The sequence below is a fragment of the Dietzia sp. SYD-A1 genome (assembly GCF_015356725.1).
Classification (GTDB): domain Bacteria; phylum Actinomycetota; class Actinomycetes; order Mycobacteriales; family Mycobacteriaceae; genus Dietzia.
In genome coordinates, this window is record NZ_JADDKI010000030.1 from 1 (window position 1) to 18,693 (window position 18,693).

Genomic DNA, 18,693 nt, shown 5'->3' on the forward strand with positions numbered 1-18,693 from the left:
GCGCAACGCAGCCCCGGCTCCCTCGGCGGGGTGAACCCGCCTCGGGGAGCCGGGGCTGCGTCCTGCGCCCGTGCGGCCCGTCCGTCCCTCAGACCGCGTAGGAACGGAGCTTGTCGGCGCGGCGCCCCTCCCGGAGCTTCGCCATGACCTCACGCTCGATCTGACGGACACGCTCTCGCGACAGACCGAAACGCTTCCCGATCTGGTCGAGAGTACGCGGCTGGCCGTCGTCGAGCCCGAAGCGCAGGGTGATGACCTGCTGCTCGCGCTCCTCGAGCGTGGACAGCACCGCGCGCACGTCCGAGTGCATCACGTTGGTCACGACCGTGTTCTCGGCGCTGGTGGCCTCGGCGTCCTCGATGAAGTCGCCCAGGGGCGCCTCCTCGTCGGCGCCGACCGGCATGTCCAGGCTCACCGGGTCCCGGGAGTGATCGAGCAGCTCCTCGATCTTGTGCGCGGGGATTCCCGACTCCTCCGCCAGCTCATCCAGGGTCGCCTCGCGTCCGAGCTGCTGGTGCAACTCCCGCTTGATGCGGGCGAGCTTGTTGACCTGCTCCACCAGGTGCACGGGGAGCCTGATGGTGCGGGACTGGTCGGCCATGCCCCGGGTGATCGCCTGGCGAATCCACCACGTGGCGTAGGTCGAGAACTTGAACCCCTTGGCGTAGTCGAACTTCTCCATGGCTCGGATCAGTCCGAGGTTGCCCTCCTGGATGAGATCGAGCAGTGGCATCCCGCGACCGGTGTAGCGCTTGGCCAGGGAGACCACCAGTCGGAGGTTGGCCTCGAGCAGGTGTGCACGGGCCGCCTCCCCCTCGGCGACGATCACCTTGAGGTCCGCCTTCTTGGTGGGGCCGATCCGCTTCTTGGTGGCCAGGAGGTGGGAGGCGTACAGACCGGCCTCGATACGCTTGGAGAGCTCGACCTCGTCCTCCGCGTTGAGGAGGGCGGTCTTGCCGATCCCGTTGAGGTAGACGCGGACGAGGTCCGCGCTGGGGCTCTGGCCTTCCGACTCCGCCTCCGTCCGACGATCCGATCGGGTGGTGGCTGACGTCATGTCTCCTCCTCCTGCCGGTCCGGGGGATCAGAGCCGGCGGTCGGTTGCTGATGGACGGAACGGGCGCGTGGCCGGGTCACGGTCACGTACTGCTACAACGGCGGGGCCGCCGGGAATGTTCCCGCGATGATGACGCCCGTCACGAGGCGCGGGAACCCGAGGTCTCGACGAGGACGGTGAACGGGCCGTCATTGACAGAACTGACCTGCATCATCGCGCCGAACTTGCCGGTCGTGACCTCGAGACCGCGGTCCCGGAGACCGCGGACCACCGCGTCGACGGCCGCTTCGGCCTGCTCGCTAGGGGCGGCGCGGGACCACGACGGCCTGCGCCCCTTGGTCGTCGACCCCATGAGGGTGAACTGGCTGACCACCAGGACGGGCGCGCCGACCTCGACCGCGCCCACCTCGACCGCACCGTCCCGGACCGCATCGTCCCGGAGTGCACCGTCGTCGTTCGCGCCCGACCGGCCCCGCAGGATGCGCAACTCGGCGATCTTGCGGACCATCGTGGAGACGTCCGTCTCGTCGTCGTCGGTCGACACGCCGAGCAGGACCAGAAGTCCGGCGCGGGGGAGTGCGCCCACCACGGCCCCGTCCACGGTCACAGACGCCTCGGTGACCCGCGAGATCACGGCTCTCATCGGTCCGCGGGTCCCGCGCAGGCCGCGGCCGACACGCCGGGCGGGAGCATTCCGGGAACCCCGGCGGGGACCACGACACCGTGGAGGAACAGGTCGGCCACGACCCTGCGCACGGGGTCCGCCAGTGTCGCCGGGTCCTCGCCCGCCCCGGCGGCGGCCAGGACCACCAGATCCTCGAGGGGCAGCGCGCCCATCCGTGCACCCCGGAGGACGGTGGCGGTCAGGGGATCGATCTCGTGGCGCCAGCGCGCGCCGGTGACGCGTTCGACGATCACCGATCCGGTCCGCGCCTCGGAATCGGGATCCTCTTCTCCCGGGGGATCGGGGTCCGGCGCCAGGCTCTCCGAGGAGTGGAGATGCACGTCGGGGGAGACCGTGAACACGGTCGTGTCCAGAGCCCGCGCCTGCCCGCCCTGCTGGTTCGTGGCCGACCGCAGCCACGCCGACCGCGCGAAGTAGGCCTCGGCCTCGTCGCCGAGCCCCTCGTCGAAGGGGTGGGTCAGGTCCTCGCAGAGCACGGACGAGGCGCCGTCGATCCGCCGTAGGTAGACGTACCCGAACCCGACCCCGTCGACCTCGTGGTCGCCGAGATGGTCGAGCCAGGTCTCCGCGGCGAGGGCGGTGGACTCGTCCCGCGGATCCATGCCCTCGTCGGTGAGCCATGTCCACACGTAGAGCTCGGGGTCCGAGCGGTCGCGACGCAGCACCCAGGCCTCCACGCCCTCCGAGGGGATCCACGACGCCACGTGGGTCCTCCAGTCGGTGTGCCGACGCTCCACCCACGAGGCGAGGATGACCGCGGTGCCGTTCTCGGTCAGGTGGCCGTCGACCCCGGAGACGACCGTCTGACTCGCACCGTCGAGGGCGAGGCCGGATTCCCGGTACGAGTGCCCGGGATCCGCGGGGCCCACCACGAACGGCGGGTTGGCGACGACGCGGTCGAATCGGCGGTCGGCCACGGGCTCGAACCAGGGGCCGGACAGCAGTTCCCCGTCCAGCCCGTTGATCGCGAGCGTGGCGGCGGCCAACGCCAGGCACCGCGGGGTGATGTCGGTTCCCGTCGCCGTGGCCGCGGTCTCGAGGGCGTGCACCATCTGGATGCCGCAACCGGTGCCCAGATCGAGAACCGAATCCACCCGCGAGGTGGGGGTGATCTTCAGGAGGGACAGCGTGGCCTGCCCCACTCCGAGAACGTGATCGGACCTCGTCGAGGAGTGCACCATCGACCCGTCTATGTCGGCGAACACCCATCGAGTGCCGTGGCCCGTGTCCACCGGGCGGAGGTCGAGGAGTGCACGAAGGCTTCCTCCGGGCGCGGACGGGCGCGTCCACAACCCGGCGTCGATCCCGTCCTCGATGTCCACCCCGGGCAGGACCCGGACGATCTCGCTCTCGGGGACCGCGTCGTTCAGGACGAACAACCGGACCAGCGTCCCGGTCGGCCCGGCTGAGCGGGCGTGTCTCCGGACGGATGCCGAATCGGAGCGCGCGAGGGCTGCGATCGCCGCCGGCCCCAGGGCATCCTCCAACCCGGGAACCGTGAAGCGGTGGCGGCGGAAGGCCTCCGCCAGAAGCGGTGCGAGCCGGGTCAGCGTGGGGACGGCAGGGGTCACCGCGCGTCGTCGCTCTCGCCGGGGCCGTCGGCACGGCCGGGGGAGCCGGGGCCGTCCGGGGTCCCGTTGCCGGGACCGTGCCCGTGTTCTGAACGTTCGGGTCCCGGGTCCTCGCCCACCGGGCCCTGCAGGGAGAGAGTGGGACGCGAGGAGATGCCCGAGAGCCCCGGCGGCACGACGGACGGTGTGTTCGCGGACAGTGCGCCTGCGGTGTAGAGACGTGCCTGCCCCTTGGGAAGCGGCGGCCTGTCATTGGCGCTGAGCACGGCGATCCACGGGATCGGGATGGACCCCGCGACGATGGCCAGTGCGATCCACGGGTTGTTCCACAGAGCCAGAGAACCCGCGGCCAGGAGCAACGCCGGGATCCGGACGGACATCAGGAGGAAATACCGTTTCTTCCGCGCCGCGAGCTCGTCCCGGTAGGACTCACGCGCGGCGGTGATCAGAACGGGCCTCGCGGAACCGTCCCGATCCTCGGACCGCGTGCGACGGGAGTCGGGTGCCATGGCCCCAAGGTACTCCGGCGTTGGCGCCGCGGCCGTGGCGTGCGGCATCATGAGGGGGTGAGCACCACCCGGACCAAGACACTCGAGCGTCCCGAGGTCACCACGACCGAGGAGACGCAGGACGACGCGCCCAAGTTCTTCCACTACGTGGACAAGAGCAAGATCGCCGAGAGCGCGGTCATGGGCTCCTACGTGATCGCCCTGTGTGGCGAGGTGTTCCCGGTCACCCGGTCCGCCAAGCCGGGTTCTCCGGTCTGCCCCGAGTGCAAGCGCGTCTACGAGACCCTGAAGCCTGGTGAGTGATCCCGGCGCGGTCCCGGGCACCGAGGAGCAGACCGCAGATCCCGCCACCGCGACGGCCACCGGCGCACCACTGCGCGCATGGCAGCGGACCGCCCTTCGCAAGTACCTCATGGCACGGCCGAAGGACTTCCTCGCCGTGGCCACCCCCGGCGCCGGTAAGACGACGTTCGGTCTGCGCGTGGCCACCGAGCTCCTGGCCGACCGGACGGTCGACGCGATCACGGTCGTCGCCCCCACCGAGCACCTCAAATTCCAGTGGGCCGAGGCCGCCGCGAGGGCGGGGATCGCGCTCGATCCCGAGTACTCCAATTCCTCGGGGGCACTGGCGCCGGAATTTCACGGCGTGGTGGTCACCTACGCCCAGGTGGCCTCGCACCCCTTCAAACACCGCGAACGGACCGCATCCCGCCGAACACTGGTGATCCTCGACGAGATCCACCACGGCGGGGACGCCAAGAGCTGGGGCGACGGCATCCGTGAGGCGTTCGACGACGCCGAGCGTCGGCTCTCGCTGACCGGCACCCCCTTCCGCTCGGACGACAGTCCCATCCCGTTCGTCACCTACGAGCCCGATGGCCAGGGCCATCAGCGGTCGAGGGCGGACCACTCCTACGGCTACGCTGACGCCCTGGCCGACGGCGTCGTGCGGCCCGTCGTCTTCCTGGCCTACTCCGGCGAGGCCCGCTGGCGCACGAACGCCGGCGAGGAGTTCTCCGCCCGGCTCGGCGAACCGCTCAGCGCGGACCAGAACTCCCGCGCCTGGCGGGTCGCCCTGGACCCCCATGGCGACTGGATGCCGGCGGTGCTCCAGGCCGCGCACACCCGACTCCGGCAGATCCGGGCCGGCGGCGTCCCCGACGCCGGCGGGCTGGTGATCGCCACCGACCAGGAACGCGCTCGCGAGTACGCGGCGCTGCTGACGGAGATCACGGGGCGTGCCCCCGTCGTCGTCCTGTCCGACGATCCCACTGCCTCGAGCCGGATCGGCGCGTTCTCCGCTTCGACGGACGAGTGGATGGTCGCCGTCCGCATGGTGTCGGAGGGGGTGGACGTGCCGCGGTTGTGTGTGGGCGTGTACGCCACCAGCGCGTCGACCCCCCTGTACTTCGCCCAGGCCATCGGGCGGTTCGTCCGGTCGCGGAGGCCCGGGGAGACCGCGTCGGTGTTTCTGCCGTCGGTCCCGGTCCTGTTGCAGCTCGCGTCGCAGATGGAGGCCCAGAGGGATCACGTCCTGGGCAAACCCCACCGCGAGGAGGGGCTCGAGGACGAACTCTTGGCCCAGGCCAACCAGCAGCAGGACGAACCCGACACCGCCGACGAGGAGGACAGGGGATACATATCCCTCGGAGCGGACGCGGAGCTCGATCAGATCGTCTACGAAGGGTCCTCCTACGGCACCGCCACCTTCGCCGGGAGCGAGGAGGAGGCCGACTACATCGGGCTGCCGGGTCTGCTGGGTGCCGATGACGTCAAGGCGCTCCTGCGCCAGCGGGAGAAGGAGCAGATCCGGCGGACCTCCGGCGAGGTCACCGCATCCGGGCCCGTCGCCGTGGTGGGCGTGGGAACGGATCCGGCCATCTCCGGCACCACCTTGCCGGGAAACGCCGGCGGCCCGGGCGCGCACGCGGGCGCGGCGGCCGCCCGGGTGGCCTCCGCGGCGGAGCTGAAGGACCTCCGGCGGCAGCTCAACACGCTGGTCTCGGTGTACTCCGGCCGTCTGGGCAGGTCCCACGGCGCGATCCACACGCAGCTGCGCAACGCCTGCGGGGGTCCACCGGTGCCGATGGCCTCGGCCGATCAGATCCGGGAGCGAATCTCCTTGCTGCGGAGCTGGTGACCGGCGGGAGTCCCGCGACCCCACCTCCGATACCGGAAGAAGGGCCCCGCCGCCGGCGGGGCCCTCTTTCGCTATCCGGGGTCAGTCCAGGTAGTCGCGCAGGACCTGGGATCGCGAGGGGTGACGCAGTTTCGACATGGTCTTGGACTCGATCTGGCGGATCCGCTCGCGCGTGACGCCGTAGACCTGCCCGATCTCGTCGAGCGTGCGGGGCAGCCCGTCGGTGAGGCCGAAGCGCAAGCGCACAACGCCCGCCTCGCGCTCGGAGAGGGTGTCGAGAACGGAGCGGAGCTGGTCCTGCAGGAGGGTGAAGCTCACGGCGTCCACGGCCACCACGGCCTCGGAGTCCTCGATGAAGTCGCCGAGCTGCGAGTCGCCCTCGTCACCGATGGTCTGGTCGAGCGAGATGGGCTCTCGCGCGTACTGCTGGATCTCCAGCACCTTCTCGGGGGTGATGTCCATCTCCTTGGCGAGCTCCTCCGGGGTGGGCTCGCGGCCCAGGTCCTGGAGGAGCTCCCGCTGGATGCGGCCGAGTTTGTTGATGACCTCCACCATGTGGACCGGGATCCGGATGGTGCGGGCCTGGTCGGCCATGGCGCGTGTGATGGCCTGGCGGATCCACCACGTCGCGTAGGTCGAGAACTTGTACCCCTTGGTGTAGTCGAACTTCTCCACAGCGCGGATCAGGCCGAGGTTGCCCTCCTGGATGAGGTCCAGGAACGCCATTCCGCGACCGGTGTACCGCTTGGCAAGGGACACGACGAGGCGGAGGTTGGCCTCGAGCAGATGGTTCTTGGCGCGGACCCCGTCCCGCTCGATCCACTTGTAGTCCCGTCGCTGGGCGGTGGTGAGCTTCTCACCGCGCTCCGCGACCTGCGCCATGAACCAGGTGGCGTAGAGGCCGGCCTCGATCCGCTTGGCCAGCTCGACCTCCTCCTCGGCGTTGAGCAGGGCGACCTTGCCGATCTGCTTGAGGTAGGCGCGGACGGAGTCGGCGGACGCGGTGAGCTCGGCGTCCTTGCGGGCCTGGCGGAGGGCCTCGGACTCGTCCTCGTCCCAGACGAAGTCTCCCGACGCCTTGTCCTTGGCGGTGGGGCCGTCCTTGGTCTCCTCGTCGGCCTCCGCGTCCTCGACGTCGACGGCGTCGACCTCGACGTCCTCGAGTTCGGCGGTGTCCGGTTCGACCTCGAGGGCCTCGACGGGTGCGTCATCGATCGGCGCGGCGTCCGCGGGCTCGCCCGCACCCGCCGTCTTCTTGGCCGCTGTCTTCTTCGCGGCGGTCTTCTTGGCTGCCGTCTTCTTGGCGGGAGCGGTCTTCTTGGCCGCGGTCTTCTTGGCGGCAGCGGTCTTCTTCCCGGGTGTCCTGCTCGCCGAGGTCTTCTTGGCGGGGGCCTCGCCCGTGACCTCTGTGTCCGACGGATCGCCGCTCATCGCGGAATCCGAACTGGTGGTCTTCGTGGCTGCCACAAACGCCCCTTCACAACCGGTGATTCGATGGGAAACGGGGATCGACGCCGCACAGTGTGCCGACTCGCGAGCCGTCCGCCTTGCGGTACCGGTCCCGTCCCCGGCCGGTAGGTGATACCGGCCTGCGCCATTGTAACGAGGATCCGGTCCGGAGGTCGCATCAGGCGCTGTCGCCGAGGGATCAGTGGTCGGACGGGGACACCGTCGCGTCCAGGTCCAGCAGTCCGGTGCTCGCCGCCGCGTACAGGGCGGCCCCGATGATCCCGGCGTCGCCACGTCGGACCGCCACGCGAACCGGGGTACGGTTCTCCAGCAGCGGGAACCACTCCTCGGCGGCCTCGCTGATCGCGCCCCCGATGACGAAGGCGCGCGGCCAGAGCAGGTCCTCGAGGGACCGCAGGACGTTGGACACGTGCGGTGCCCACTGCTCGTAGGTCAGCCCGTCACGATGCCGCACCGCCGCGGAGGCGAGGTGTTCGGCCTCGTCGACCCCCCGACCGTCGATGTCGTGGACCAGAAGGTGCCCGAACTCCGTGTTGGGGATCAGATGACCGTTCAGCAGCAGCGCCGACCCGATGCCCGTGCCGAAGGTCAGGAGGATCACCAGGCCGTCCACACCCTCGCCGGCGCCGTAGTGCACCTCCGTGATCCCCGCGGCGTCGGCGTCGTTGAGCATCACCACCGGGCGCCCCGGGAGGTGTTCGGCGAACAGTGCGACGAGGTCGCACCCCACCCAGGAGCCGTCGATGTTGTGGGCGATCCGCGCGATCCCGTCGTGGATGACGCTGGGTAGCGCCACGCCCACCGGTCCGTCCCACCCGAGCTCCTCGACCATCGAGCGGATGACCCCGGCGACGGCGTCCGGTGTCGCCGGCTGCGGGGTGGGGCGTGTCAGCCGGTCGCCGACGAGCTCGCCGGTGCCCAGATCGACCCGGCCGACCTTGATCCCGGTGCCACCGACGTCCACCCCCACGCCGGTGGGGGTGTCCGATTCCTGGGTGCGCTCGGAGGGGCTGGTGGTCGGCATCTCTGGCTCCCGTGGGACGGGCCGCGGGGTCACGGCCGAGGGTTGGAGACCACCGGGCCGGCGGGGCACGATGGGGGCGGGCGAGCACCCGTTCGTCAGAGTATCCGTCCGGTGCGCCGGGGGGCCGGGCCATTCGGAGACGACGAGGGGAGAGGAAGTGTCGGAGCAGACGGTGGAGGGCCTCGCCGGACGAGACCACCCGGTGGATGTCGACGAGTTGAGGGTGTTCGCGGAGCGGCTCGCGGTCTCGGGCGGGGGCGTCGCCCGGCGGATGCTGGAGCGGTTCGACTCCTCGGGGCTCGATCCACGCGCCAAGAGTTCGGCGACCGACCCGGTCACCGTCATCGATACCACCGTCGAGCGGCACCTGCGCGAGCTGGTGAGCACCGAGCGGCCGGGCGACCGGGTCCTGGGTGAGGAGGGCGGCGAGGAGGTCAGCGAGGAGCCCGCGGCCACGGGACGGGGTGTGGTCAGGTGGGTGGTGGATCCGGTCGACGGCACCGTGAACCTCCTCTACGGGATCCCCTTCACGGCCGTCTCCGTGGCCGCCGAGGTCGACGGGGTGGTGGTCGCGGGGGCGGTGCACAACATCGTCACCGGTGAGACCTGGACCGCAGCGGTCGGCCGCGGATCCAGCCTCCGATCCGCCGCGGGAACGGTCACCGAACTCGCCGCGTCATCGTGTGACGATCTGTCGATGGCGCTCGTCGGCACCGGGTTCTCCTACGATGCGGAGATCCGTGCGGAGCAGGGGCGGACGGTCGCGGCCCTTCTCCCGACCATCCGTGACATCAGGCGGTGTGGCTCCGCGGCGTTGGACCTGTGCATGGTCGCCACCGGCCGCGTCGACGCCTACTTCGAGCGCTGCCTCAAGCCGTGGGACCACGCGGCCGGGGCGCTGATCGCGGCCGAGGCCGGCGCGATGGTGAGGGTCGCCGCCGACGACGAGGTCCCCACCGTCGCCGCCGCGCCCGGTGTGGCGGAGGAACTCCTGGCCGCGCTCGAGGCCCTCGGGGACCCCGTCAGCAGTTGACCGAGCGCGCCGCGTCCAGCTCGGCGGAGATCGGTTGACGCCCCAGCTTCAGCTCGTCGAGGGCCCCGACGCTCTCGGCCGAGTCCGACAACCGGGAGAAGATCGTCCCGAGCACCAGGTCCACCGACGGATCGGTCCGCCCGTCGGACACCAACTGCATGCACGGCGCCGCGAGCGAGAGCGAGCGCGCGCTCGCCTGGCCGGCCTCCCCGTACCGGATCTGGCCGTGGCACTCCAGATTCTGGGCGTAGATGGGGTCATTGCCGGTGGCGTCGGCCCCCACCGGTTGGAATCCGCGCTCGGCGAGCTGGGCGGCGACCGCGCCCGCCTGCCCGCTCTGCCCGTTCGCGTTGAGCACCCGGATCCTCGTGTCCGACAGCACGGCCGGCTCGACGGAGTCGAGCGCACCGGCGGGTTGCTCCTCCAGGCCCGCCTCCTGCGCGGCCGGCGTCACCGGGCAGGCGGCGGCCTGTGTCGCCGCATCGCTCCCCCTCAGGGCGGTCACCCACACGAGACACCCGAGGACCAGCGCGGCCACCACGAACAGGACGTAGGGGCTGCGCATCCGACCGAACCCCCGAGCGGGGGTCGGACTGGGAGTCGCCTGGGCGCTGAGGTGGACGACCATGAGGGCCTTTCCTGCAGGGGAAACGGTGTCGGAGCCCGGCCCGGGTCCGCTCCATCACTGTAATCGCCGCGCGACCGGGGGCCCGGCGGGGACACGGCCCGCCAGCGCGGATGAAATCCCTGCTGGATTCCGCTAATATGCGGGCGCCGGTCGGTCCACGATCGCACCGTCCGCCCCTCGTCACCAGACCGCTAGAGAAGAGACACATGGCAACCGACTACGACGCACCCCGCCGGACCGAAGCCGACGAGCTGGCCGGCGATTCGCTGGAGGAACTCAAGGCCCGAAGGGCGGAGGGTGCCACCGGCGAGGTCGACGTCGACGAGACGGACACCGCCGAGTCCTACGAGCTCCCCGGGGCGGACCTCTCGGGGGAGGAACTCACCGTCCGTGTGATCCCCGAGCAGGACAACGAGTTCACCTGCGGCGAGTGTTTCCTCGTCCATCACCGCAGCCGGTTCGCCGAGGAGAGGGACGGTCTGCCGATCTGCGTGGACTGCGCCGGCTGATCGTTCAGCTATAGCGCGTGTCCGGCAGGGCGGCCGCGAGGCCCTCCGGGTCGCGAGTACTGATCAGCCAGTAGGGCGTGGGGTCCAGCGGGTCGTCCAGAACGACGATCACCATGGTGGGGACGTAACCGCGATGTACGACGAACGCCTCCGGGTCGAGCTGACGGCCCATCGCGGCCTGCTTCGCGGTCGCGGGCACGACGGCGCTGCGCGCGATCGCCTCGAACGGCAGACGCGCCCGGCCCGCATAGAGGGTTCCTCCGCCCTGACCGTCGGACTCGACCTCGATACTCTCGCGACCGACCGTGATGAAGAGCCAGGCGAACAGGGCGGGCACGACCACGCACAGGAGCCACAGCCACCACGGGGCGCCCAGGATCGAGGCCACCGCGACGACGAGGGCGGTGACGGCGGCCAGCACGAGCCACCACCATCCCGGTACCCGCAATCGTTCCGAGTGAACGGGACGCGGGACACGGTCGGGAGACGGTCGGAGATCATCTTCGGTCACGAGATCAAGACTATCCATCACCCGGGCTCAGCCCGGCAGGAGGGCGGACAGCGATGAACAACCCGGATCACTCCTCCGGAGGCGGGCCGTTGCGTCTACGGAGGTTGGACACGGGCCTCCCGGTGCCGTCCCGCGCCCACCCCTCGGACGCGGGTATCGATCTCTACTCCGCCGAGGATCTCGTGCTGGAGCCCGGACATCGTTCACTGGTGGGCACGGGGGTCTCCGTGGCCATCCCGGACGGATACGCGGGACTCGTCCACCCCAGATCCGGGCTCGCCGCGCGTGCGGGTCTCTCGATCGTCAACGCCCCGGGGACCGTCGATGCGGGATACCGGGGCGAGATCAAGGTCAACCTCGTGAACCTCGATCCGTCCGAGCCGGTGCGGATCGGCCGCGGAGACCGGATCGCACAGTTGCTCATCCAGAGGGTCGAACTCTGGGAGGTCCTCGAGGTCGACGAGCTCGATCAGACCGCCCGGGGCGACCGGGGTCACGGGTCGACCGGCGGTCACCACCGCCTGGCCTGACCGGCGCCATCCGACGTTGGGTAGCGTCAAGAGGCACGGTCCCGTCCGGGACCGGGTCGTACGCGGAGAGGATTCGACCATGTTCGGACGCAAGAAGTCGGTGACCGGGGACCGCGTCGCCGCCGCCCCCGCGGAGCCCGCGGACTCCGCACCGTCCACGACCGGTCCACACGACCGCTCCTCGGTCGGGGACGTGGCGCGGTACTACACCGACCTCGGTTACGGACACATCGATCTCGGTTCCCTGGTGATCGGCGTCCCCAAGGGGCGCGATCTGAACGTCGCGCTGGACCCGAACGGTCAGCCGGAATTCCACGTGGTGACCTCCGTCTCCCGGGTCATCCCGCGCGCCTTCGCCGCGCCGAAGTCCGCAGGGCAGTGGCGGACCATGGTCGCGGGCATGCGGGAGCAACTCGAGGCGCAGGGAGCGGAGGTGACCGTCGTCGACGGCCCGTGGGGTCGTGAACTGGTCGCCGCGATGCCGGGCGCCGTCTTCCGCGCCATCGGGGTCGACGGGCGCAGGTGGACCGCCGAGGTGCGCATCATGGCCACCCCGGAGCTGGCCGAGCAGGCCGCAGAGGAGGGCCGGGAGGTCTTCGCGCACCTCATGATCAACCGTGGTGACGGGCCGATGCCGGTCCGCGAGGCGCTGCCCCTGACCATCCCCGACGAGATCCAGCAGGCGCTGGTCAAGGCGCAGTCGCAACTCGCGGCGCAGCAGCAGGCGCAGGCCTACCAGCAGCAGATGGCGGCGGGTCAGCAGGGTCAGGCCGCGCCGCAGGTCCGGCCCCAGGCCGCACACAACCAGGCCCAGGCCGCACAGTCCCAGGCCCCCTCGTCTCCCCAGGCCCCGCCGTCAACACCGTCACCGGGCAAGGCCCAGCAGCAGCCCGGGTCGCCCCCGCGCAGAGACGCCGGCGCCATGGACCGACTCCGCACCTCCGACGACCTCTGACCCCGCCCACGCGCTGAGAGGCAAGCCATGTCCGTCACGCGGATGTTCAAAGGACTCTCGTCCCGCCTGACCGCGCCGCTCGAGTCCCTCGACGCCGTGGACCTGGCCGGGCGGGTGCAGGGACTCTGCAGCTCGCCCGTCGAGAGTGCGCAGCGAGGTGAACTGGTGACTCTGGTCGGGCGGGTGCGCACGGTCTTGTCCGGCGGGGGAGAGCAGTTCCTGGGTGTGACCGCGGAGGTCTACGACGGCACGGGGGCTGTCGACGTCTGTTGGCTGGGGCGTCGATCGATTCCGGGAATCGACACCGGCCGGTTCATCAAGGTGACCGGCCGCATCGGCGTCCGCTCCGGCCAGAAGATCATGTTCAATCCACGCTACGAGTTGCTCAGCGGACAACCGGGCGCGGGACGCGGAGGAGAAGCGTGACCGAGTCTGAACGCGCGGGGGATCAGGCCTCCACCGAGAACACCGGGGACGCCCCCGCCGTGGACACGCCACCTGAGCGGAAGTCCGCGTTCGGTGACCCGGACGCCTCGCTTCTCGAGCAGATGGGCGGTGTCCGCGGGCTCGTCTACTCCTCGATCCCGATCCTGACCTTCGTCCCGGTCAACGGGTTCTGGGGGCTGACGGTGGCGATCTGGGCCGCGCTCGGTGTGGCGGTCGCCATGCTGGCATGGTCCCTGGTCAGACGGGAGAACCCCCAGCCGGCGATCTCCGGGTTCATCGGTGTCGCGATCGGTGTGCTGATCGCCTGGCGGACAGGCGACGCGAAGGGGTACTTCCTCTACGGCATCATCACGCAGGCGGTGTACGGCGGGGCGTTCGCGCTGTCCGCGCTCGTGCGCTGGCCACTCGTCGGCGTGATCTGGGGGTTGATCGACGGTAGGGGGATGGCGTGGCGTCGGAACCCGCATGCGCGACGGTGGTACGCCATCGCCACCTGGATCTGGGCCGGGCTCTTCGCGATCCGTGCCGTCCTGCAGTACGCGCTCTACCTGAACGACGAGGTCAACTGGCTCGGGGCCGCGCGGATAGCCATGGGGTGGCCGCTGGCCCTGGTGGCGTTCGCCGCGACGATCTGGGCTGTCCGACGGGCGATGGCCCATGAGAACGAGCCCGCTGCGGCCCGGGACGCCTCCGACGAGTGATCCCCGATCCACCAGTGGGAGAGGGCTGGCGCCGTGCACACGAGAACTGCCCCCGACGGAATCGTCGGGGGCAGTTCCCGTGGGGGCGGGTCACCGGTCGCCCGCGAGTGCACGGGACGCGGCGATCAGACCGCGCTGGTGGCCATGCGCGAGAAGTCGCTCGGACCGGTGATGGTGCGATAGGCGTACACGGATGCCAGGGCGGCGACAGGGGCCGCCACCAGCAACCCGACGAGCAGGGCCAGGGCACCGGCGATGACGATGAGGATGTTGAGCAGGGCGAGGGCGAAGAGGTTGCCGGCATCGGACTTGATCGCGTTGACGCTGGATTTCATCGCGTCGATGGCGGTCATGTTGCGGTCCACGACGAAGTGGAGAGTCCAGTAGAGGAAGAACGCGACCACGATCCCGGGGATGATCAGCAGGATGAACCCGATGGTCGTCGCGATGGCCACGAGGATCGCCGCGAGGACGAACGCCCCGAAATTGTGCAGCTTGAAGAAGTCGCCGATCTCCGGCTTGTGGCCGTCGACCTCGAGCAGGGCGCCCCGGATGAGGAAGGCCTGGAACACCAGGCTCACCGCGATCGTGAGGATCGAGCCCAGGAACGCCACCGACTCCGACTGCGAGTTCTGGATCCAGCTCCCCACGCCGTTGGCGACGAACATGATCAGCATGATCAGGACCCACGGCAGGGGATTGTTCTTGAACATCTGCCAGCCCGCGCCGATGGCGTCGGTCGCGGACACCTTGCCGGACATCATCGTCCCGTCTGCCGGGCCGGACTGGGGGTAGGCGTCCCCGTAACCGTGGCCCCCGTAGGGCTGCTGACCGAAGCCCTGGGCGTCACCCTGGGCTCCGTATGGCTCCCCGCCCCAGCTCTGGTGGGTGGGGCCGGGGCCGTTCGGATCGTTCGGGTACCCGCCCTGCGGCGGTGTGCCTCCGGTGGTCATGGCATCTCCATCTCTCGTCGGTTCGGTGGCGCGGAACTGGTGTGAATGATATTTCCACTTATCCGCGTCCGAACCTAGTCCCGCCACGGCGTTTTTGGGAGAGGCACTTCAGGGGAAAGGCAGGTCACACGACAGAGCCCCGTCGAGGATGTCGACGGGGCTCTGTCTCCGGTGTCCGGAACGGGGTGTCAGACGTTGGCGTGGATCTCCACAGCCTGAGCGACCCCGGCCACGGTGCCGGCGATCTTGACGGCCTCCCAGGCCTGCTCCTTGGTGATGCCCTCCTTGCGGATGACGTCATCGTGCGCGGCGGTGCAGTTCTCGCAGCCGTTGATGGTCGAGACGGCCATGGACCAGAGCTCGAAGTCTGCCTTCTCCACGCCAGGGTTGGCGATGATGTTCATCCGCAGGCCCATCCGGACCTGGGTGTAGTCGTCGCCCAGGAACTCCTTGGCGCGGTAGACCACGTTGTTCATGGCCATGATGGACGCGGCGCCCAGGGCGGCGTTGAACGCCTCCTCGGTCAGGTGCTCGCGCGCCTCATCGGCGATCTCGGACAACACGGTCTCCGACCGGGTCGCCGCGGCGGTGGCCAGGAAGGTGCCCCACAGCTGCTGAGGGGTCAGCTCGGTGGAACGCGCCAGTGAGCCGAGGTTGAGCTTGAGATCCTTCGCGAACTCGGGGAGTCCGGACTTCAGGTTCTCGATGCTCACTTGATCCCCTCCTGCAGCATGTCCATCTTGTTGATGTTCTTCGTCGGGTCGTTCTTCTGCCAGTTGCAGGCGCAGACCTCGGACGACTGGAGCGCGTCGAGCACCCGGAGCACCTCGTCCACGTTGCGGCCCACGGCGTCCGGCGTCACGGAGACGAACTGGATGACGTTGTCCGGGTCGACGATGAAGGTGGCCCGGTCGGCGACCCCGTCCGCGTTCTCCACACCGAGCTCACGGATCAGCTCGTGCTTGATGTCGGACAGGAGCGGGAACGGCACCCCCTTGAGCTCGTCGTTGGTCGCGCGCCAGTTGAAGTGCGCGAATTCGTTGTCGATGGAACCGCCGAGGATCTGCGTGTCGCGGTCCTGGAAGTCCTCGTCGAGCTTGCCGAACGCGGCGATCTCCGTGGGGCACACGAAGGTGAAGTCCTTCGGGTAGAAGAAGATCACGCGCCACTTGCCGGCGTAGGACTGGTTGGTGATCGTCTCGAAGTAGTCCTCGGGCTGCTGGGCGTTGACCTGCTGGAGGTCCCCGCCCTTGAGCGCGGTGAGAGTGAAGTCGGGGAACTGGTCACCGATGGTGAGAATAGCCATGTGTCCTCCTGAAGTTGGTGGCCGTCATTCAACGGGCAGCAGAGACTATGCCGGACATCCGGTAAGAGGTAAAGCCTAATGAGGCCAAGATCACTTATAGGGGGGAGCAAATAATCATCGACGGCGGGCTATCGATCGCTCTACACTCATCGACATGGCCAATCAGCGGTTCGTTCCGAGCGTGACGCAGCTCAGGGTGTTCCTCGCCGTCGCGGAACGCCTTCACTTCCGAAGTGCAGCTGAGGAGTTGGGAATGAGTCAACCCTCCCTCTCCCAGGCCCTCGCGACACTGGAGGAGGGGTTGCGGGTCCATCTGGTCGAACGCAGCACCAGGACCGTGCTCGTCACACCGGTCGGGCACCAACTCCTCCCGTTCGCGCGGGCGGCGGTGGGTGCGATGGACGCCGTGGCCGACATCGCCGCGGGCAGCGGCGGCCCGATGTCGGGGGACGTCCGAATCGGTGTGATCCCCACGGCCGCCCCGTACCTGCTGCCGGGGCTTCTTCCCGCTCTTACCGACCGCTTCCCGGATCTGCGGCCGCGGATCGTCGAGGACCAGACCGCGCGACTGCTCGAGCAGCTGCGATCGGGTGCGCTCGACGTGGCGATCATGGCCCTGCCGACAGACGCGGCGGGCGCGGCGGGCATGCCGCTGTACACCGAGCCGTTCGCGCTCCTCGTCCCGGCCGGCCACCCGCTCGACGGGCGGGAGGACCTCTCCTTGGAGGCGCTCGTGGATCTGCCCCTCCTCATGCTCGACGAGGGGCACTGCCTGCGCGACCAGACGGTGGACCTGTGTCGGCGGGTCTCGGCTCCGATCCTGGGCCGCGGCGGGTCGCGCGCGGCGTCCCTGACCACCGCGGTGAGATGCGTCGCGGGGGGACTCGGGGTGATGATCGTTCCGGAGTCCGCAGTGGTGTCCGAGAGCCGCGACCCAGGACTCGGAGTGGCCAGGTTCCGCGAGCCCGCCCCCGGCCGGACGATGGGCCTGGTGCTCCGAACGGCAACCGCCGACGACGACGCCTACACCGAACTCGGCAGCGTGATCACCGGGGTCGCCCAGCGGCTGTTCGGTGCGGTTCCCGCCTGACGGGTCGTCCGTCGCTGTCGACCGACGGGTCCGGTCTCGACGACTCCAGGCGCCGGACCGCCTTCAGGAAGCGGGCCCGTAGCGCCTGTGTCCGTCGTACCCACGCACGCTGGTGGGCGACGAACATCGCACGGCCCTCGGGCGACTCCACCGGGATCGGATCCAGTCCCCAGGCGGAGAGGTCATACGGGGAGGACCTCATGTCGACCTCGCGGGCGTCGAATGCGGCGACCAGCGTGTCTCGCAGGAGCTCGCCAGGCGCACCGGCCTCCATGGCCGCGACGTGCGAGTAGAGATCCATGCCGGAGTGCAGACAGGCCGGCTGCTCGTGTCGGACCTGCGCCTCGCGGGAGAGCGCGTGCCGGTTGAGGGGGACGGCCGGCTCGGTGAAGAACCGAAGTGCGTCGAAGTGTGTGCAACGAAGCCGGGATTCCTCGACGACCTCATCGATGCGCGAGTGCGGCACCCGTAGAGGGATCTGGCGGTGGCGGACGTCGTGGTCTCCACTGCGGTAGAGCATGGCCCATTCGTGGAGACCGAAGCACCCCATGGCACCGGGCCTCGAGGCGGTGGCCTCGACGATCGCGCGTGCTCGCGCGATCCGCGGGGCGCAGCGGGCCAGGACGGATTCGGGGTTTACGATCAGACCGGTCCGGCCGTGGAGTGAGGCCCGCTCGTAGTGGCGCCAGTCGACCCGCTCGGTCAGGTGGGCGTTCTCCAGGATGATGCCGGGGCCGGGGTGCCAGCGACGGACGGTGGCGACGCTCGTCCGGTAGTAGGTGAAGAGGAAGTCCGCGACCGGGTGGGGCTCACCTCGTCGTCGTCGCTCGAGGTGATCTCCGGTCGCCGAATCCACGGCCCCGGTATGCCGGAATGCCAGCGCGCGCCAGAGGGCCTCGGGCAGGAGTACGACGTCGGGTGTGCGACCGCTCCCGGTCACGTACGTGGCTTCTTCTTGGGGCGGTGCACCCGGGACCGGGCCGGCCGTCGGGACCGCGCCGGGGGAGCGGGTTCCCGCCGGCGCCGGGGTGGCGTGATCTCCGGCCCGAAGAGGTCGTCGAGCAGAGCATCGGCGCGTGGTCCGGTGGGGTCGACGACCTCGACGGTCATGCCCACCTCGCGCGCGAGCGCACTGATCCTGGCGACCTCAGACGGTCTGACCACCGCCGCCACCACCCCGGCGGTGTCGTCCCCCCGCCCGGTGCGGCCTGAGCGGTGGACGAGATCTTCGACGGAATGCGGCGGGCCGACGTGGATGACGTGGCCGATCCGGTCGAGGTCGAGTCCGCGCCCGGCGAGGTCGGTGCTCACCAGGACCCGGACGTTGCCCGAGGCGAGATCGGCGAATGCACCGGCGCGCCTGGTGGGGGAGGCGGAACCCGCCACTCCGGCCGCGGGGACGCCGGTGGCGGCGATCGAGGCGCGCAACTGCTCGACCGCGTCGCGGCGGGTGACGAAGAACAGTGCCCGTCGGCACCGGGCGGCCAGATCGACCGCGTAGGAGTCGGGATCGGGTGCGGAGACGACGATCAGTCGTCGGGGTGCTCCCGCCGCGGCGACGGGTCCCGGTGTGG

General features: G+C 69.9%; 22 protein-coding genes. 9 read left to right on the forward strand and 13 right to left on the reverse strand.

The window, feature by feature from the left end; translation table 11 throughout:
- Positions 1-88: 88 nt before the first annotated feature.
- The 4 genes from IY392_RS01825 to IY392_RS01840 form a co-directional block, all read right to left on the reverse strand.
- The gene (locus IY392_RS01825) at positions 89-1,057 is read right to left on the reverse strand and encodes a sigma-70 family RNA polymerase sigma factor (RefSeq protein WP_017837708.1); all 969 of its coding nucleotides are present in this window, start codon (positions 1,055-1,057) and stop codon (positions 89-91) included.
- 139 nt (positions 1,058-1,196) lie between these two features.
- A complete protein-coding gene (gene dtd / locus IY392_RS01830) occupies positions 1,197-1,700 on the reverse strand; it encodes a D-aminoacyl-tRNA deacylase (protein WP_194860362.1) in 504 nt (167 codons plus the stop codon).
- The gene (locus IY392_RS01835) at positions 1,697-3,313 is read right to left on the reverse strand and encodes a methyltransferase (RefSeq protein WP_194860363.1); all 1,617 of its coding nucleotides are present in this window, start codon (positions 3,311-3,313) and stop codon (positions 1,697-1,699) included. Before IY392_RS01835 ends, dtd begins: the two co-directional genes overlap by 4 nt.
- Entirely contained in the window at positions 3,310-3,822 is a 513-nt protein-coding gene (locus IY392_RS01840) for a DUF3099 domain-containing protein (protein ID WP_194860364.1), read from the reverse strand. The genes IY392_RS01835 and IY392_RS01840 overlap by 4 nt, the downstream gene beginning before the upstream one ends.
- A 57-nt stretch (positions 3,823-3,879) precedes the next feature.
- On the opposite strand from IY392_RS01840, the gene IY392_RS01845 reads away from it, so the two are divergent.
- Positions 3,880-4,125: a DUF3039 domain-containing protein gene (locus tag IY392_RS01845; protein ID WP_017837712.1), complete on the forward strand. Its 246-nt coding sequence runs from the start codon at positions 3,880-3,882 to the stop codon at positions 4,123-4,125.
- Positions 4,118-5,962 (forward strand): DEAD/DEAH box helicase, encoded by a 1,845-nt coding sequence (locus IY392_RS01850; protein ID WP_182613371.1) that lies wholly within the window; start codon positions 4,118-4,120, stop codon positions 5,960-5,962. The genes IY392_RS01845 and IY392_RS01850 overlap by 8 nt, the downstream gene beginning before the upstream one ends.
- An 81-nt stretch (positions 5,963-6,043) precedes the next feature.
- Here IY392_RS01850 and IY392_RS01855 read toward each other — a convergent pair whose 3' ends face one another.
- Positions 6,044-7,471, reverse strand: coding sequence for an RNA polymerase sigma factor (locus IY392_RS01855; RefSeq protein ID WP_375292878.1), 1,428 nt, complete (start codon positions 7,469-7,471; stop codon positions 6,044-6,046).
- A gap of 139 nt (positions 7,472-7,610) precedes the next feature.
- The gene (gene ppgK / locus IY392_RS01860; protein WP_194860366.1) at positions 7,611-8,456 is read right to left on the reverse strand and encodes a polyphosphate--glucose phosphotransferase; all 846 of its coding nucleotides are present in this window, start codon (positions 8,454-8,456) and stop codon (positions 7,611-7,613) included.
- 157 nt (positions 8,457-8,613) lie between these two features.
- On the opposite strand from ppgK, the gene IY392_RS01865 reads away from it, so the two are divergent.
- Entirely contained in the window at positions 8,614-9,489 is an 876-nt protein-coding gene (locus IY392_RS01865) for an inositol monophosphatase family protein (RefSeq protein ID WP_107756397.1), read from the forward strand.
- On the opposite strand, the gene cei is transcribed toward IY392_RS01865, so the two are convergent.
- Entirely contained in the window at positions 9,479-10,054 is a 576-nt protein-coding gene (gene cei, locus IY392_RS01870; RefSeq protein WP_255541992.1) for an envelope integrity protein Cei, read from the reverse strand. The genes IY392_RS01865 and cei overlap by 11 nt on opposite strands.
- Positions 10,055-10,323: 269 nt before the next feature.
- Between cei and IY392_RS01875 the strand changes: the two genes are divergently transcribed.
- Positions 10,324-10,626: a DUF4193 domain-containing protein gene (locus IY392_RS01875; RefSeq protein ID WP_107756399.1), complete on the forward strand. Its 303-nt coding sequence runs from the start codon at positions 10,324-10,326 to the stop codon at positions 10,624-10,626.
- A gap of 4 nt (positions 10,627-10,630) precedes the next feature.
- Here the strand turns inward: IY392_RS01875 and IY392_RS01880 are convergent, their stop codons facing one another.
- Entirely contained in the window at positions 10,631-11,137 is a 507-nt protein-coding gene (locus tag IY392_RS01880; RefSeq protein ID WP_231750550.1) for a DUF3093 domain-containing protein, read from the reverse strand.
- Positions 11,138-11,190: 53 nt separating this feature from the next.
- Between IY392_RS01880 and dut the strand changes: the two genes are divergently transcribed.
- The 4 genes from dut to IY392_RS01900 all read left to right on the forward strand — a co-directional run bounded on the left by dut (position 11,191) and on the right by IY392_RS01900 (position 13,770).
- The gene (dut, locus tag IY392_RS01885) at positions 11,191-11,667 is read left to right on the forward strand and encodes a dUTP diphosphatase (protein ID WP_107756400.1); all 477 of its coding nucleotides are present in this window, start codon (positions 11,191-11,193) and stop codon (positions 11,665-11,667) included.
- A 79-nt stretch (positions 11,668-11,746) separates the two neighbouring features.
- Positions 11,747-12,622, forward strand: coding sequence for a DUF3710 domain-containing protein (locus IY392_RS01890; RefSeq protein WP_107756401.1), 876 nt, complete (start codon positions 11,747-11,749; stop codon positions 12,620-12,622).
- 42 nt (positions 12,623-12,664) lie between these two features.
- Positions 12,665-13,048, forward strand: a complete 384-nt coding sequence (locus IY392_RS01895) for a hypothetical protein (protein WP_228548899.1) — start codon at positions 12,665-12,667, stop codon at positions 13,046-13,048.
- 122 nt (positions 13,049-13,170) lie between these two features.
- Positions 13,171-13,770, forward strand: a complete 600-nt coding sequence (locus IY392_RS01900; RefSeq protein ID WP_228548903.1) for a DUF3159 domain-containing protein — start codon at positions 13,171-13,173, stop codon at positions 13,768-13,770.
- A 125-nt stretch (positions 13,771-13,895) separates the two neighbouring features.
- Here IY392_RS01900 and IY392_RS01905 read toward each other — a convergent pair whose 3' ends face one another.
- The 3 genes from IY392_RS01905 to IY392_RS01915 form a co-directional block, all read right to left on the reverse strand.
- Complete coding sequence (locus tag IY392_RS01905) at positions 13,896-14,723, reverse strand: hypothetical protein (protein ID WP_107756404.1); 828 nt, start codon at positions 14,721-14,723, stop codon at positions 13,896-13,898.
- A 188-nt stretch (positions 14,724-14,911) separates the two neighbouring features.
- Complete coding sequence (locus IY392_RS01910) at positions 14,912-15,436, reverse strand: carboxymuconolactone decarboxylase family protein (protein ID WP_107756405.1); 525 nt, start codon at positions 15,434-15,436, stop codon at positions 14,912-14,914.
- Positions 15,433-16,029, reverse strand: coding sequence for a peroxiredoxin (locus tag IY392_RS01915; protein WP_107756406.1), 597 nt, complete (start codon positions 16,027-16,029; stop codon positions 15,433-15,435). Before IY392_RS01915 ends, IY392_RS01910 begins: the two co-directional genes overlap by 4 nt.
- 154 nt (positions 16,030-16,183) lie before the next feature.
- On the opposite strand from IY392_RS01915, the gene IY392_RS01920 reads away from it, so the two are divergent.
- Positions 16,184-17,119: a hydrogen peroxide-inducible genes activator gene (locus IY392_RS01920; RefSeq protein WP_107756407.1), complete on the forward strand. Its 936-nt coding sequence runs from the start codon at positions 16,184-16,186 to the stop codon at positions 17,117-17,119.
- On the opposite strand, the gene IY392_RS01925 is transcribed toward IY392_RS01920, so the two are convergent.
- Positions 17,076-18,059, reverse strand: a complete 984-nt coding sequence (locus IY392_RS01925) for a hypothetical protein (protein ID WP_309233977.1) — start codon at positions 18,057-18,059, stop codon at positions 17,076-17,078. The two genes, IY392_RS01920 and IY392_RS01925, sit on opposite strands and share 44 nt — an antisense overlap.
- On the reverse strand, positions 18,056-18,693 hold a 638-nt coding region (locus IY392_RS01930), incomplete at its 5' end, for a C-terminal helicase domain-containing protein (protein WP_194860368.1). The genes IY392_RS01930 and IY392_RS01925, both read right to left, overlap by 4 nt.

What these genes read in the sequence shown, in the direction of transcription:
- IY392_RS01895 (WP_228548899.1), top strand. Translation starts at nt 12,665, where the DNA reads ATGTTCAAAGGACTCTCGTCCCGCCTGACCGCGCCGCTCGAGTCCCTC.
- IY392_RS01890 (WP_107756401.1), top strand. Translation starts at nt 11,747, where the DNA reads ATGTTCGGACGCAAGAAGTCGGTGACCGGGGACCGCGTCGCCGCCGCC.
- IY392_RS01840 (WP_194860364.1), bottom strand. Translation starts at nt 3,822, where the DNA reads ATGGCACCCGACTCCCGTCGCACGCGGTCCGAGGATCGGGACGGTTCC.
- dtd (WP_194860362.1), bottom strand. Translation starts at nt 1,700, where the DNA reads ATGAGAGCCGTGATCTCGCGGGTCACCGAGGCGTCTGTGACCGTGGAC.
- IY392_RS01825 (WP_017837708.1), bottom strand. Translation starts at nt 1,057, where the DNA reads ATGACGTCAGCCACCACCCGATCGGATCGTCGGACGGAGGCGGAGTCG.
- IY392_RS01905 (WP_107756404.1), bottom strand. Translation starts at nt 14,723, where the DNA reads ATGACCACCGGAGGCACACCGCCGCAGGGCGGGTACCCGAACGATCCG.
- dut (WP_107756400.1), top strand. Translation starts at nt 11,191, where the DNA reads ATGAACAACCCGGATCACTCCTCCGGAGGCGGGCCGTTGCGTCTACGG.
- IY392_RS01915 (WP_107756406.1), bottom strand. Translation starts at nt 16,029, where the DNA reads ATGGCTATTCTCACCATCGGTGACCAGTTCCCCGACTTCACTCTCACC.
- IY392_RS01920 (WP_107756407.1), top strand. Translation starts at nt 16,184, where the DNA reads ATGGCCAATCAGCGGTTCGTTCCGAGCGTGACGCAGCTCAGGGTGTTC.
- ppgK (WP_194860366.1), bottom strand. Translation starts at nt 8,456, where the DNA reads ATGCCGACCACCAGCCCCTCCGAGCGCACCCAGGAATCGGACACCCCC.
- IY392_RS01875 (WP_107756399.1), top strand. Translation starts at nt 10,324, where the DNA reads ATGGCAACCGACTACGACGCACCCCGCCGGACCGAAGCCGACGAGCTG.
- cei (WP_255541992.1), bottom strand. Translation starts at nt 10,054, where the DNA reads ATGCGCAGCCCCTACGTCCTGTTCGTGGTGGCCGCGCTGGTCCTCGGG.
- IY392_RS01900 (WP_228548903.1), top strand. Translation starts at nt 13,171, where the DNA reads ATGGGCGGTGTCCGCGGGCTCGTCTACTCCTCGATCCCGATCCTGACC.